This is a genomic window from Pseudomonas sp. UYIF39 (assembly GCF_029963765.1).
Taxonomy (GTDB): domain Bacteria; phylum Pseudomonadota; class Gammaproteobacteria; order Pseudomonadales; family Pseudomonadaceae; genus Aquipseudomonas.
Genome location: NZ_JALBYU010000039.1, coordinates 13,300 through 28,817, shown reverse-complemented (window position 1 = coordinate 28,817; position 15,518 = coordinate 13,300). Strand labels below are relative to the sequence as shown.

At 59.2% G+C, this 15,518-nt stretch carries 5 protein-coding genes; 4 read left to right on the top strand and 1 reads right to left on the bottom strand.

Translation table 11 applies throughout. The annotated features are described in order from the left end of the window. Positions 1-123 precede the first annotated feature (123 nt). Entirely contained in the window at positions 124-465 is a 342-nt protein-coding gene (locus tag MO767_RS29305) for a DUF6124 family protein (RefSeq protein ID WP_282483364.1), read from the bottom strand. Between the two features lie 458 nt (positions 466-923). Here MO767_RS29305 and MO767_RS29300 point away from each other — a divergent pair, with 458 nt between their 5' ends. The 4 genes from MO767_RS29300 (at position 924) to MO767_RS29285 (ending at position 15,491) form a co-directional block, all read left to right on the top strand. Then, the gene (locus MO767_RS29300; protein WP_282483363.1) at positions 924-3,461 is read left to right on the top strand and encodes a hypothetical protein; all 2,538 of its coding nucleotides are present in this window, start codon (positions 924-926) and stop codon (positions 3,459-3,461) included. Between the two features lie 152 nt (positions 3,462-3,613). Beyond that, positions 3,614-7,291 carry a Tc toxin subunit A gene (locus tag MO767_RS29295; protein ID WP_282483362.1) on the top strand — a complete coding sequence of 1,226 codons (3,678 nt, stop codon included), beginning with the start codon at positions 3,614-3,616 and terminating at the stop codon, positions 7,289-7,291. 72 nt (positions 7,292-7,363) lie between these two features. Beyond that, positions 7,364-11,467: a neuraminidase-like domain-containing protein gene (locus MO767_RS29290; protein WP_282483361.1), complete on the top strand. Its 4,104-nt coding sequence runs from the start codon at positions 7,364-7,366 to the stop codon at positions 11,465-11,467. Further along, positions 11,460-15,491, top strand: coding sequence for a hypothetical protein (locus tag MO767_RS29285; protein WP_282483360.1), 4,032 nt, complete (start codon positions 11,460-11,462; stop codon positions 15,489-15,491). The genes MO767_RS29290 and MO767_RS29285 overlap by 8 nt, the downstream gene beginning before the upstream one ends. The last annotated feature ends 27 nt before the right edge of the window (positions 15,492-15,518 follow it).

Here is a 15,518-nt window from a genome sequence, read left to right as displayed (position 1 = left end):
ATTGGATCTTCTGTGAACACATTATTTGTGAACACCACAGATCCCCTGTGGGAGCGAGCTTGCTCCGGGCGGCGTTCCGACGATAGCGTCAGTGGAATCAACAGAAACCAAACGGTTAAAGCGCTATGTCGTTTTGATCGCCATCTCGTTCTCCAGCGACCTCCCCACCAGCAACAACCCCAACTCACTCAACTGATAAATCGCCATCGCCAGATGTCGCGGCTTGTCGTCCAGGCTTTCTGCCAGGTCCAGCAGCAGAATGCTGACCGACGAAAAGGTTTCGTAGGTCTGGATGGTCAGGGCTTCGGCGGTTGCATCGGGGACGACGGTGAACATTTCCATGGCACGGCTCTGGGATGAGCGGAGGGAGTCGATGTCGGCGGCAGTGTGGAGTTTTTTTGAATCGAGGGTGGAGTAGGGGGAAACCGGGTCGGTTTCGGGGGGATTCGGTGTTGCCTTGAACATATTCTTGTTCCTTTAGTGGGGCTGCCACCAATTCGCGACTAAACGAAGGGGTGGCGGCTGTACGCAGGTTAGTCGACCGGGAGGAGACAAGAAAAACCGGCGCGCCCGAGGGCGCCCTGCGCACAGTCACCATAACGAGCAAGGATAGGGATTACCTGACCGTATGGAGTGCAATGCACCTTCTTATCACCTCCGGGCGACTAAACCCGATCGCTGATGGGCAGCGACGCGGATCAAGTTACGGGGCAAGGCCAAGGCGCACAAGCCGGCGGATTCTGGCGGATCTGTAGGCAACGGCGCAAGGTGCTGTAGCCGCGGACTGAAGCGTTGAAAACATTGGGGAAAGTGATGGGGTGCAGGATGACCGTTCGTCTTAACTGTCACATTTGACAGGTGTAAAAAAGGCGGCCCTTACGTAAAGCTTCCTCATTCGGAAAACGCTGAGCGGAGGAATTCTTATGTCCACTGATCTCGATGGACCTTCTGTGGAGGGTTCAGATAATGAATTTGAAAAATTTCGTATAACGAGCCCCTCGACCAATGGAGTCATTACTACGCCGGGCGTTTTGATCAGCGGAAGGGGGGGGCTGCCCTTTTCGATTCATGTACGCAAAATCAACCTTGACGGCACCCAGACCTTATTGGGAATCGCCTATCCGCAACCTACTCCAGGGGGGCCTTGGTCGATCGGCTCTGTTCCTTTTGTGGACGGTGAGCACAAGATTATCGCCGTGATGATAGGTATCACGGGTGATGAAGTTCCCACCGAGCCGGTTACATTTCAGGTCAAGGTTCCGTCGTTAGCTGTTCCTGACATCAGCACACCTGAGTCAGGTGTTACTTACGATGCCAGAATCTGGGTGAGCGGAACAAAGGGAGTCCGGAGAGCCCTCATCGAAATTTTCCAGGACTTGACAGAAAACAGAATAGGTTTTGTTACGGTAGATTCAAACGATGGTACTTGGGGGACCTATGTCAACTTTCCGGTCGGGCCTTTCTCAATTGTTGTGAGGCAGACGCTGAGCAACCGACCGTCTGCGTCCAGCAGTGATCGTGCTTTTAAAGTCCGCCCCCCCGCATTCACTGCTGTCAATGTGGAGTACCTGACCGAAACATCGGTGAAATTCTCTGGTGTCGGCCACACCGGCGCCACGGTCGAGATCACTAGCGGGCCGGGTGGGCCAACGCTGGGCCCGGTGACGGTCGTCAACAACGCCTGGTCCGTTGAGGCCACGAATTGGCCTCCCGGTCAGTACAGTTTTTCGACCACACAAAAAGTGTCCGATAACGACCTTGGCTGGATTGTTTCGACACCTTATGCGTTCACCTTCACCTGGGCGCTACATGGACCTGCTGACGTTCGCCATACCGGGGACTACACACCGGTTTTCTTCGGCAGTGGCTACAACGGCGCCACGGTCGAACTGTTCAACCCCAACCGTGTGGACAAGGCTGCACCGGATGCGCTGGTGATCGGCGGAGGCTGGTCAAGCCTGGCGTCTGCCGTCTGGGGGCCGACGTTGAAGCGTGAGGTTCACTTGCGACAACGGCTGGGCCAGGTTGTCTCCGACGGTTGGGTTGTACTTCAGGTGACCATTGCCCCGCTCGCTCCGGTCATCACAAGGATGATCGATAACGAGACCACGCCGATCTTCGAGGGTACCTGCTGGCCCGTGGCGCAGGTCAATCTGAAATTCAGCGACGACCCAAAGGTCTATACCGCCACGGTACTAGGCAGCGGCACCTGGAGGTATTCGCGGCCCACACCGTTCGAAGTCGACACCACCCACACTGTCACGGTCACACAGCGATGGGCCGATCAGGATTCGCCGCCGGCAACAATGTCTTTCTCGGTGAACCGCACGCTTCCCACTCCGGTGTTCACCGCACCGGAGTTCAACGAGGAGGTGGGGCGTGATCTGCTGGTCGAGGGCACAGAGGGTGTGGCCGGTGGGCAGGTTCAGCTGTGGGATGCTCAGTTCGATCCCCATCTTCTTGGGACAAGCGCAATCCTGAGCATGGATGGCCACTGGTCTGTGGCGCTCAAAGGATTGGGGTTTCGCGAGTATCGGATTTACGCCGTGCAGGTCATGGGCTCGCGAACCTCCGAACGCACTGACGTGCATGTCTTCAAGGTGGTGGTGCTGCCGCCGGTGATCGAGGTGCCGGCACCGGGGGGGGCAATCGCGCGTACGGCGATCATTTCCGGTGCCGGCATGCCTGGTGCCCGGGTCGATGTCTATCTGGAAGGTGTTGCTGAGCCGTTACTGAGTGGTCTGTTGGTCAATACCGCCAGTCACTGGAGCAGCGAGGCGGTGACGCTGGAGATCGGGCATAAAACCCTCTGGGCCCGCCAAACCTTTGAAACGCGGCCGTCGAAGGACAGCCCGCGTCAGGCTTTTCGCGTGGTGCCTGCGAAGCCGTCTATCGAAACCCCGGTCGCGGTCGAGCGGGTTGGCCGGCAGGTGGTGGTGTCCGGTTTCGGCTATGCGGGCGATGAGGTCGCGGTGGCGTTAAGCGATGAGCCGCAAACGGTGCTCGGGCGTGCGTCGGTGCGCCCTGATCGCACCTGGTCGGTGGCGGTCGAGCTCGATCGGCCCGATGGCAGCTGTTCGTTAATGGCCGTGCAATCGCGAGGTGAGTTCAACTCAGACCCGTCAGAGGAGCGGCCCGTGGTGCTGGGCGCGTATGTGCCTAGCGTCGATGTGCCTGCGGCGGGTCGATGGGTCAGCGACCCGGTGGAGTTTGCAGGCAAGGGACAAACCGGCGTGGGCGTTCTAGTGAGTTGGTACAACCCCGAGCGGGTGCTGGCCAAAGAGATCGTCGTCACCGATGAGGGCTGGAAAGGTCAGTCGAGCCTGCGTTTGTTGCCAGGCGGCCACTGGGTCAGGTTCAAACAGCTCATCCACCGTGACGATGTGCTCTGGACCTACTCGGACTGGGCCGACAGTGCCCGCTTCGAGGTGGTTTCATCACCGCCCGGGTCGAAGTCTTAGGCTGAGAAATCCGACGAAAGGTAGCGTCTACTGTCAGTTCTGACAGTAGACGCTAAGCCTTGCCATTGCGCCAAATCACCCTGTCGAATCCACAGAGTAATCCGCCACCGAGATGTTCGACACCTTCGGTTGCCGATGCAAGGAGCTTGAACATGGCTACCTCCCCGAATCGTTCCGCCCTGCAACTGTTTGAACAGACGTTCAGCCAGCAAGAGCAGCGTCACGGCTACGCCAGTCTGGCGACCTACCTGCAAGACGGTGGCTCGATTTTCCCATTGGTGGAACAGGGCGTGGGGGGGGTGATGCGCACGTACGGGTTGACCGAACTCGACGCGAAAACCTTCCTGGAACCGGCCAATGCCCTGGCGATCTACGTGCGACGGCAGTTTATCGAACACACCTTGTTTGGTGATCCGGCACGGGCGGTGGGGCCGCAGAGCGGGCTGTTATCGATGATGGAAGGGCCGAGTTTCCAGAAGCTGTTTGCCGTGAATTTCGACAAATTTTGCCCGCCGCAAGCACTGGAATCTGTCTACTCCCCCGTGGCTTATCTGATTGACCTGTTGGACTGGATCAAGACAAAAATCGAGACGGTCGGCACGGCTGACAAACTACCGCTGCACAATCGGCGCAAAGACCTCAGAGAGCTGCTCATCGACTCCAATGCGGTGTATCAACCGGTGTCGGCGGTGGACATCATCGTCCCGGTGCTGGAAACCTTTATCACCGAGCACAAGCCTGAAATGACCGATCTGGAAGCTGCACTGTTCCAGGCCCGGTACCCCAACGGGCTGCCGTACTACCAGCATTGGGTCAGCCTGAACTATGTCGCCCGGCACAACGGCTTGTCGGTCGGTGACGTGGCGCATCTGGTGGACCTGGCCACGCCGCACTTTCTGCAACCGCATACCCTGGACAGCGATGCACCGCGGGCACTGTTCCATGCCTCGCGGCTGGGGCCTTATCAGCGGGAGATGTTGACGGAGGCTGCGCATTTCACTGGCGATACAGGTAATCAGGCTGAATTCTATCTGCGTCACTTCGGCGCGCTCGCCAACGAGTGGTGCCAGTACAAAAACGTACCGTTCTTCTGCGAACGAACCAAGCTCGATTCCCTGCAACTGGAAGCCTTGCTGTCGGTGGGCAGCTTTGCCCCCGTGCGGTCCGCCAATGCACCTAAGGGGCCAACAGAACCGACCCCGTCGCCCGTCAGCAGCACCCAGTCGGGTTCGGTCTATATCAACGCCGGTGCGGCCACTTCCATCGGTCTTGAGTTCGTCGCTACGGAGACCCTGCACCGCCTGACGAATGTCACCCACGGCCAAATCGACCGTTTGAACCGCAAGTTGCGCCTTGACCAATGGCTGGGGTTGCCGCCCGAACAGGTCGATGCGTTGCTTGCGGCGGCGATCAAGGCGGAGACACCCACCCCAACCCTGTACTGGATCACGGAAAACAGCGTGCAGGCTCTCGGCCTGTTTCAAACATTGCGTGAACGCTATGGCTGCACGGCAGAGGATTTTGCGGCGTTTATTCATGAGGTGTCGTTCTATGGTCGGGGCGATACACCGTCGCTGTTTGATCGGACATTCAATTCAAAAGGCAATTATTCGGATGCGTTGCAACTGGATCACCTAGCGTTTGACTTGCTGCCGCCGGCCGGCACAACCGAAACGACGATCAACCGACTGTGCAGCGGCCTGGGTATTGATCTGCTGACTTACGGTTTTCTGGCGCAAGCGATTGCCTCGGGCCACAACCGCACGGACGGCAAGCTGCTCCGAACCCCGGCCGTTGTTTCGAGCTTCTATCGTCTGGTGAAACTGTCCAGGCTGTTGGGCATCACACCGATCGAAGGGGTGTTGCTGTTGACGGTGCTTGGGGGCGAGACCTGGCTCAGGGCGGTGGCCGGTGTGCCAAGAATCCAGGCGCATACCGAAAACACACCCAACGTGCTGGTGGTCATCCAGGCCCTGCACGCGTGCGTGGGCTGGTGCCGCGAGCACAACCTGGAGGTGCGCTGGATGTTGCAGCAGGTGACTGCACCGGCCACTTCACAGAAAGAAACCACGGCCGAATGGCAGTTGTTCGAGCCGGTGCGCAACTTGCTCACAGGCACGCTGTTTACCAACGCCGAACTGCTGATGGCAGGCGTGCCTTCTTTGGACGGTGGGGCGGATTGGCTGGACTTGCTGAGCGGCCTGGTCGAACGCGACGGCTTGGTGAATACCCAACCGACGTCGGACGAGGGTGAGACTGATTACGCGACGATCGCTCGCGAAAAACTCCTCAAAGCCGTCATCTACGGCCTGGGTGATCGCTATGAGCCGATGTACATGGCCATCGTCGAGAACATGCTTAACGTATTGCTGCTGGCGAAGTCGGCCCAGCTGTCGGTGGTCAAGGAATGCCTGGCGGTTTACACCGGGCTGGCCTCGGAACAGGTGATACCGGTTCTGACGTGGGCGAATGGACGCGTGGATACCTTTCTGCGTCAGGTGCTGACACGTTCAGTGTCAGACCCCGAGACAGCTGCAGGACGGGGCGGGCGTAGCCTGGAAGGCGATCAATTTTTGTTGCAGTTGGCCGAAGTCCGTCGGCGCAGTGAGATCGTCCTGAAACTGGAATTGAGTGTCGAGGTGCTGCAGGACTACCTCGACTACGGCAATCGCAAGTGGATGACGCAATCGGACCCACTGGCGGTCTCGCTCAGTACCTTCTACTACCTGACGGTGCTGGCCCGCGCCTTCACGATGAGCGAACAGCCGCAGGCCCGGCTGCTGGATTATCTGCGCGAGGTCGCGGCTCTGCCTTACGATCCGGCAGCCGACCCGGCTCATGGGGGCCCGTCGGCGCATGCCTTGTACCTGGTCCAGCAAGCAGCGGCGGCCAGGCTGGCGGTGTTTTTCGCCTGGAGCGCCCAAGAGGTGCTGGAGTGTGCCCAATCGATCAGCGAGCCCTTGGTGAGAAATCTGCAACAGCTGGATTTGTTGATGCGTGTGCGCAGGATGTCGGCTCGTAGCGGCATGGATGCGCGGACGGTTTTTCTGATGGGCAAGCTGCCAGCCAGCGCCACTGATGGTGCAGACAAAACAGCCTATCAGGTGGCGGCCGAGCAAGCCTTGCTGAGTCTTGCCGAGACAACCGAACCGGCCCTCGCCACGGCCAGCAATGAGCAGAACCAGACGGCGAAGGTCACGTGCGAGCTGATAGGTAACAACACGGTGATTGCCGGAAAGACTGGAGAAACAGTCACCTACAAGGTGACCGTCACAGACATGCAAAACCGGCCGATGAAAGGAGTCTATGTTCACTGGCAAGCCACCCTGGGCACGATTGTCGAAGGGGCGACCACCGAGGACGGAGAGGTATCAGTGAACTTTATCCCGGGCCGTACCCTGGGCGCTGACACCCCGCTGTTCTGGCTGGACCTGGGCGAAAAACAACCTGCCACCTCTGTGCAGGTCATTGCCGATGCCGGCTCGTACCGTTTTCCGCCAGCGCTGGCCTCTGAGGTGCCGACCGGTGACGTTCCGGCCGGTGCTGAAGTCGAGCTCTACGCCGTTATGCAAGACAGCTACCGCAACCTAGGTATCAACGCCCCAGTGAACTGGACCCTCAAAGTATCGGCGGACACTGGCAGTCTGGCGACGAACACCGACACCGTAGCGATCCGCTTTGGCCCCACCACTAACAGTGAGGGGCTCACCCGGGCCTTTGTTTCCAGCTCTACGGGCGGGACGTTCATATTCAGGGTCCTCAGCACCAGCAGCAGTACGGGCCTGGACCGTGGTCCCATCACCTTCTTGCCCTACACGCCAACCCCGTGACGGACACGGTTGCTGGTGAAGCAGCCTGCTGCACAGTCGAACGCTACCAGGTCACGACTCAGGAGAACCATCATGGAACGCACCAACATTGCCGGATTGCTTGAACAACGCCGTTCAGCCCTGGTCGAGTATTGCATCGGACAAGTCAAGAAATCCTCGGCGAACGACAACTACAATTTCCTGAGAACCCCCGGGGATCTGTTCGAACTCCTGCGTCTCGACCCGCTGGACAGCTACGCGGTACAGAGTTCCTGGGCGGCAGAAGCCACCAGTTGCGCCCAGCAATATATCCATGCGGTGTACTGCAAGCTGGAACCGGGTTTTGAGAACCACGCGTTCGACCCGGATGATCTGGAGCTTTGGCAGCTATTCGGCAACTACCCGGACTGGGCGGCGCTGCAGATGATTGCCTGCTACCCGGAAAACTACATCAACCCCTTCGTGCGGCAGCGCAAGACCGGGCTGTTCAAAGCCCTGGAAAACAACCTGAACCAGGCGCGCCTGACCACCGATTCGGTGCAACTCGCCTTGCAGGATTACCTGCAAGCGTTCGAGCAGATCTGCAACCTGGACGTGATCAGCGGCTATATCGATGGTGCCTCGGCCACCGATGCGGACTATTACTTCATCGGGCGCCAACGGGAGCAGCCTTTCCAGTATTTCTGGCGCAAGGCCGATATCGCACTCACCCAATGCTCGAAAACCGTCAACCCGGCGGCATGGGGCGAGTGGCAGCCGGTGGACATTCCCGCCGCAGAGAACGTGCTGGACATCCGGCTCGTGCAGTGGAGTGGCCGTTTATGCGTGGTCTGGGCACAGTGGCGCGACAAGCGCAGCACTAAAGGTGCCGGCGATTACATACCGCACAGGCTGGACATCAACGTGGCGTTCATGACCCAGAGCGGGCATTGGTCGGGGCCGCTGTCCTTGCACAGCGCCGAGGGGGACGACCTCACGCCTGCCGATGCCCGGATGATCGCGACCGTGGTGGTCGATAATCAGCACCCCAAGGGCAAGCTGTGTGTGTTGTTTATCCAGGACAGTAAAGACGTCGAAAAACATGTGTACCAGGCCCGGGATGTGCTGTTTCGCAGGATCGACAGCGATAAAGCGTTCATGGATCTGCTGGCCGGATATCGGTTCGTCAATCGCGACAGGGTGCAGCATTCGATCCTGGCGCTGAACCAGCCGGCGATCACCGAAACTGTCACGACCCCCGGTACATTGACCTCTTACTACGGGTTGCGAGCCTTGGTGTTCCGGGATTGGAACTCTGACGGCGTCGAGGAGAATGTGTTGCTGGTGTGCGGGGTGTGTGCGGCCAATACGGTCGGCCCGGCGGGGGACAAGACATTCGAGTTGAAGCTGCTGAATGGGAACGTAGGTGATCCTGCACCCTACACCGGGGCATTCTCCGGGAAAGGGGAATGGCACACGCCATGGATGGCCGTGCACCGGACAACTGCATTCCAAAACGCGACCTTTGAGTTTGGCGGCCTCACCGCGGCTGACGGTCTGGGACGCAAAGAGTACAAGCTGTCATTCACTAACACCGCGCTCTTTGTCACGCCCGCGCTGGACAGGAGCCACCCCTCGGGGGCGCAATTTCTCGACTTTCGTCAGCCGACCGGGTCGCTCAGGTATGTCCGTCTGAATTCATTGCACGGTCCCGAACTGGTGCAGGCCGCCAGCATTTCGGGCGATGCCGTACTGGGCTGGGAGATGCAGCACCGGGTGGAGCCGCCACCGACCGGCGGGCCAATCAGTGAGCCCAATGGTGCGTTCGACGGCGCCAACGGCTTGTTCTTCTGGGAGCTGCATTGCCATTTGCCGTTGCTGATCACCGCACGCCTGAGAGCCGAAGACCGTTACGCCGAGGCGCAAAACTGGCTGCATTACCTGTTTGATCCACAGGCCCCGGCCGTCACACAGATAGTGCCTCCCGATACCGTAGCAAAGCCGCGTTACTGGCGTTGCCGGCCATTGAATGTCCCCACTGATGTCAAGCCCAACCCCGGCTGTGAAGCCACCGCCCCAACCGACCCGGATGCCATCGGTTACTCCAACCCCCGGCACTTCCAGATCCTGGTGTTCACCGAGTACGTGAAAAACCTGATGGCCTGGGGCGATTGGTATTACCGCCAGCTCTCCCGTGACAGCCTGGTGGCGGCCAAGTTGTGTTACGTACAAGCCGAATTCCTGATGGGCAAGCCCCCCACGCAGAGAACCGTCAATCGCTGGCAACCGAGGACGGTGGGAAACCTGATGGACAGTGCCAGGACGCGGCCGGCCCTGGAGGCGTTCGAGCAGTCGCTTGCCCTCGATTTGGGCGACGTGGCGGCCAGGGCCAGGACCGCGCCGTTGCTCGGCCGCCTGGCGACCGGACCGTTCGAAGTGCCGATCAATCCGCAGTTGCAGGACCTGTTCGAGCAGCCCGCTCGGCGTCTGCACAACTTGCGTAACAACCTGACCATCGATGGCAAGCCGATGCAGGTTCTGCTGTTCAACCCGGTGACCGATCCCAATCAACTGCTGCGCGATCTGGCGGCCGGTGGCGTTGCTGGGCCGCGGCCGATGGGGGGGCGTCTGGTGGTTGTGGCGTTTCGTTGGCGGGTCTTGTTCGAGGCCGCATTGCGAGCGGCACAAATACTTCAGGAGTATGGCGGCCAATTGCTGCGCTTGCTCGAACAAAGGGATCGGGCCGAGATGGAGGAGCTGCAACACGGCCAGTTGGTGGAGCTGGGCGCTTATGCGCAGAGCGTGCAGGAACAGACAATCGCTCAGCTGGAGGCGAATGTGACCGCGCTGGGGCAGAGCCTGACGATGGCCGAAGAACGTGCCAATCACTACAACGCCCTCTATGAGGAAAACATCACGGCGGTGGAATACGACGTGATGAACAACATGCACCTGGCCAAACAAATGCACACGACTACACAGGCTATCAAGGGATTTGGTGCAGGGACTGCCGTGATACCGAACATTTTCGGTGTGGCCAGTGGCGGCGCCCGGCTCGAAAAACTGCCGGACGCCGTGGTCTATGGCCTGGAACTCGCGTCTGCACTGCTGCAAATGGATGCGGAAAAAAGCGCGACCACCGAAGCCTACCGCCGCCGCCGTGATGATTGGCAACTGCAACGCGATCAGGCACAGGGAGAAATGCGCGCCATCAGTGAGCAACTCACTGCGCAAACCCATGCCGTAGAAGCGGCCAAGGCCAGCCTGGCGCAAACCTTGAGGTCCAACAGCCACGCGCAGACGCTGTACACATTTATCAAGAAACGGGCCACCAACGCCGAGTTGTTCGGCTGGCTGGTGGGGCAATTCAAGGCGTTGCACTATCAGGCCTACGATGCGGTCGTGAGTTTGTGCCTCAATGCCCAAGCGTCGCTGAGTGCTGAAACCGGGAATTCTGATGCGCTGATTCCATTGCCTCAGGTCTGGCTGGATAACCGTCATGGCCTGACCGCTGGCGAGCACCTGCGCGGGTATTTACTGCGCATGGAGCGTGAATACCTGCAACGCCATGAGCGGCGTCTGGAGTTGATCAAGACGGTTTCGCTACGGCAATTGTTCGAAGATTCCCTGGATCGGCAAACCGGTTACGAGAGCTGGATCACTGCGCTCAAGGAGCTGCAGGAGACCGGCGCTCTGGAGTTCAAGCTGACGCAGTTGCTGTTCGATCGTGATCATCCGGGCCATTACTGCCGCCAGATCAGCTCGGTCGAAGTCGACATGCCGATGCTGGCCGGGCCCTACGAAAATGTCCGGGCCACCTTGCTGCAGATTAGCAGCATGACGGCGACCAAAGCGTCGGGGCGCTCGGTGGAATACCTGTATGCGCCAACCGCCGGGGGGGCGCCGGAGGATATCCAGATCGACCTGCGCAGCGGTCAGCAAATCGCCTTGTCGGTGGGTATCGCCGATTCCGGTATGAACGCCATGAAGCCTGACGAAGGCTTGCTCAATCCCTTCGAATGCACGGGGGCGGTCTCGAACTGGGTGTTGAAGTGCCCTTGGCCGGACAAGGAACCCCAACAGGCAATGCTGAAATCGTTGACCGACATCATTGTGCGTGTGCGTTACACGGCGCTGTCGGGCGATCCGGCCTTCACCCTTAAAGTCCAGAATCTGGTCAGCCAGCGGATCGCAACAGGAGCAGGCAATCATGAGTGAACCGGTCATTCAGGTTGATCAGAGTTTGATAAAGAATGGTGAGTTCAGCCAAGCGCTTGAACACTGGACTGAAGGACCGATCAATCCGAAGAATCTCGCTACTGGCAGTGGCGAGTATTCCGACGATGAGGGCTTCGAAATCAGTTACCTGATTGCCAGTGATGAAGCCTCGGTCAGCCAGGAGTTCGAGGTACCGAAGACCTTGGGGACTGATGCGCGTTATATCCTCAGTTTTCTTCACGAGACCTATAGCACCGCACCGGGCAAGTTGGTGATCGAAGTGCTGCGTCAGGGGGGCGAAACGCTTGAACTGCCGCTGAACCCTACCCACCCGCAAGTGGCCGATGAAGATCAGGTCCGGCAGGATGGCGGGCAACCATTCGCCTTCAAGCCGGACAAGACCGAGCATGAGCTGACACTGGCTCTGGAAGAGAAAGACCGCATACGCGTCAGCATTTTCAGCCCCAAGCAACCGGTTGACGGCATGGACTCATGGATACACGTCGCTCGACTCAGGCTGCGGGTGCATCTGCCGCCATTGCAGTTGCAGGTGATCAAGCTCGATGACGAATCGCGTCCAGCGGATCGTCCGTTGTACCTGTGTTATGGCGCGTCCCACAGTCTTGCTTTTGTACCGACGCCAGGTAACCCCTGGCTGGGCACCTGTGCGTCCTGGACCCTTGCCGACAACCCGCAAGGTGCAATTTTGGCGGATCCTGACTGGGGCAAGGACCATCCGCTGGAGTCGCCGTGGCAGCTTTTCTGCCCAATACTCGATGATCAGGAGCGCGGGCCATTGTCGATGACGCTGCAAAATCAGTACAGCGCCCAGGCTTACCCTATTGAGGTGTCGCTGGGGAATCATCGACTGGATTTTCGCGGGGTGCTGGAAGCCGTGTATGACCCGGTACTGGAGTATGAGGAAGACGTCCTCCTGGGCGTTCAGGTGATTTCGTATTACACGTCGCTGGCGATGCCCGGTCGGGAGGTCACCTGGCGTATCGACGGGCAACTCTCGGATAACGTTTCTACCACCGATGACGACGGTTGGGCGTACCTGACCTATGAGCCGAAGACACCTGGTGTGCATGTTATTGAGGCGTCCGTGGAAAGCCTGTATTACACCCCTGGCGTATTTACCAAAACACTGGAAGTGAACGCGCTTCAAACTGACCCGTGGCATGACGTGAAGGTCGTTGCCGAAGGCGAAGAAACGCCTTGGGCCGAAAAGACCGGTTATCCCAATCGCGGGTCAACTTATTTCGTCAGGTTGAAGTTGCCCGACGACAGCCCGTTGTCAGGCACCACACTGGCGCTGAAATGGGAGGGTACCGCTGCGCAGGAGCTGGGCGTAACCGTATTTCCGGAGCTGGAAGAACCTGTGCCGGTCGGTGACCAGGCACCTGAGTGGAGCATGACCTGTGATGATCGACTTGATGGTCGGTTCGACCTTTCGCTGGTCTGTTCGCGGCTGTTACGCCCTTCGCCATTGAAGCGCATGTCCTTGGCACGCAATCTGGTCACGAAGGGGGAGGTGCGAGGGCCCAATAAAGTGCCTGTGATCGATGAGCAGGAGTCGGTGCTGTTACGGGTGCAGGTGCTGCACCGTACTGAAAGAGGCTCGGGTGATCCGGTGACCAACGCCCTGGTGGACTGGGAGCTGCCCGATGGCCCGGTACGCACTTTTACCGGTGCGGGTGGCTGGGCCAGTATGCTGCATGCCCCGACCCAACCAGGGAATTACACCATCCCGGTCAAGATCCGGGCCCACGCGGAGATGGAACCTATTGGGCACGAGTTCCCGGTGACGGCGCTCGACACCAGCCCGTGGAAGAATCAGGTCGGGTTTTATCTGGACGACTCCCTGGTCGACCTGGCCGCGGTAGGGGTGGTTTGCCGACGTGGTGGGTCACACAGGTTCAGAGTGACGCCAACGGAAGGCAGCACGGTGGTGCATGAATCCATGACGTTGAGCTTTCGTGGTCCGGATCAGGATCTGGGGCTGCTGATCGGAGATCCGCAAGTCGATGAAGGTAGCTGGGTATGGCAGATCAGTTCCGAGTCCGGAGACAGTCGCAGCGGTTTGTTCGAGTGGCTTCTTGAGAGCGATGCAATAGCGTCACCCCGTGAATTGTCCGGACGCTTGCTGTCGGACAATCTTGCCGATGAAGTGAGTATTGTGCTTGACCAAGTGCGGGCACCGATTGGCCGCGACAAGCTGTACCCCTGCCTCGGGGCGATTCATCACTTCAACGTCTTGCCCAATAAACTGAGCCCGCTGGTCGGGCTCACAGCGCAGCTGATATGGACAGGAACGCCGGCCGAGGCGTTGGATGCAACGGTCGAACCGTCGTTGGACCAGCCGCCGACCTTTAGCGATGGCGGGGCGCGGTGGCTGTTGGATTTCACCGAAAGTCAGGAAAACGGGGAGTTCTCGCTGGGGTTGGAGTTGCCGCAACTCGGTCTGACAGCCACGGCCAACGACATGGCACTGGGGCACAACAAGCTAAGGATCGAGGCGCTGCATGAGCCGACCGTGGACCCGATTGTCGGCGATGACAGCACCTGGATGTGGTTACAGGTTGTTTCCACCTTTACCCGGCAGCCCGTTGCGCAGGTACCGGTGAGATGGACAGCGCAGGAAAGTCCCCTGACGGTGCAGACCGATACTGACGGCTGGTCCGGCTTTGTCTTTACGCCGCAGAGCGCGTCGGAGCATGACATCGAGGCCATGGTGCTCAGTCCTTACGACGGTCGAGAGGAAAAACGCTCCATGACCGTCAAGGCGATAGAGACTGATCCGTGGAAGGGGCTGATGGTCAAATTTGACGGGCAGCCTGCAGAGCCCTGGGGGGAGAAAACGTACTTCCCTCGCCGCAAAGGCCAGCACCGGTTCGAGGTGGGGGCGGCGCAGAATGACAGTCTACTGTTTGGACGCCAGTTGGGGCTGGGGATGATGGGCACCGGGCCTGCCGGGCTGAGCATGACTTTTTCACCGGTCAGTCTTGGAGAGTCACGGCTGTTTTCCGAGCTAGGACTTGAGTTCACCTTCAACGTGGGTGATCTGAGGGATGGCAGTTTCTCGTTGTGCCTCTCCGCGTCGAAATTGGCCAGGCTTTCTCCGGCCAATGCCATGTCGGTGGGACCCGGCTCACAAGTGGTGAGCTTCCTCGCCAACAACCGTGCTGATCAGCGGCTGGACTGGGGGCAGGCACTGGAGGCGCAGGTCACGGTGGTTTCGTCCATCAGCGGCAGGCCAATGGCTGGCATCCAGGTGATCTGGCGTAGTCCTGAACTCGGCGAAGTGACCAGCGTGACGGACTTCTATGGGGTGGCGAGAGTGAGCTTCAAACCGACCGTCCCCGGTGTCACGCCACTCACGGCGACGGCGGGAGATGCCATTCACTCGGAGTCGATTGCGTTGCCGTTTACCTTGAACGAGCCTCGTGAGATTCAGTCGCTGGTCTGCACCGAGCCGGTGGGTTATCCAGGAGACACCGTTTCGGCCACGGCTACGGTGGTGTCGGCCCGAACCGGTGAGCCTTTGTCGGCGGTGGAAGTGATGTGGGAGTACGCGGGCGTCAAACTGACGCCGACGATGACTGGGCCGGATGGGGTGGCTTCGGTCAGTTTCACGCTGTCGAACGTGGGTGAAAATTTGTTGGTCGCGACCGTGAAAGGGGGGCGCGGAGGCTGGGACATGGCGTCGGTGGTGATTGAGGTGTTGTCGGTTCATGCCAGAATCAAAGAGGTCACTGCGTCGCCAAATCCTGCTTATATTCGCGACTACATCTCTATGACGGCCGTGATCGTGTCAACGGCCTCTGCAGAGCCTTTGCCAGACAGAGAGGTTTTCGTCTCGGTGAATGGTGCGCCTTACCTGCCGGCCAAAACGGATGCTCGTGGTGAGATCAAGCGGTATTGGAGTCCGTTGGACGTTGAGCCTGTCTCGCTGTATGTCGAAGTGAGAAATCCAGGTGAGGCGCCGCAACGTTGGGGTGTCGATGTGATCATCAAAGGATAGAAGTGGGCAATGATTCACAGCGCAGGG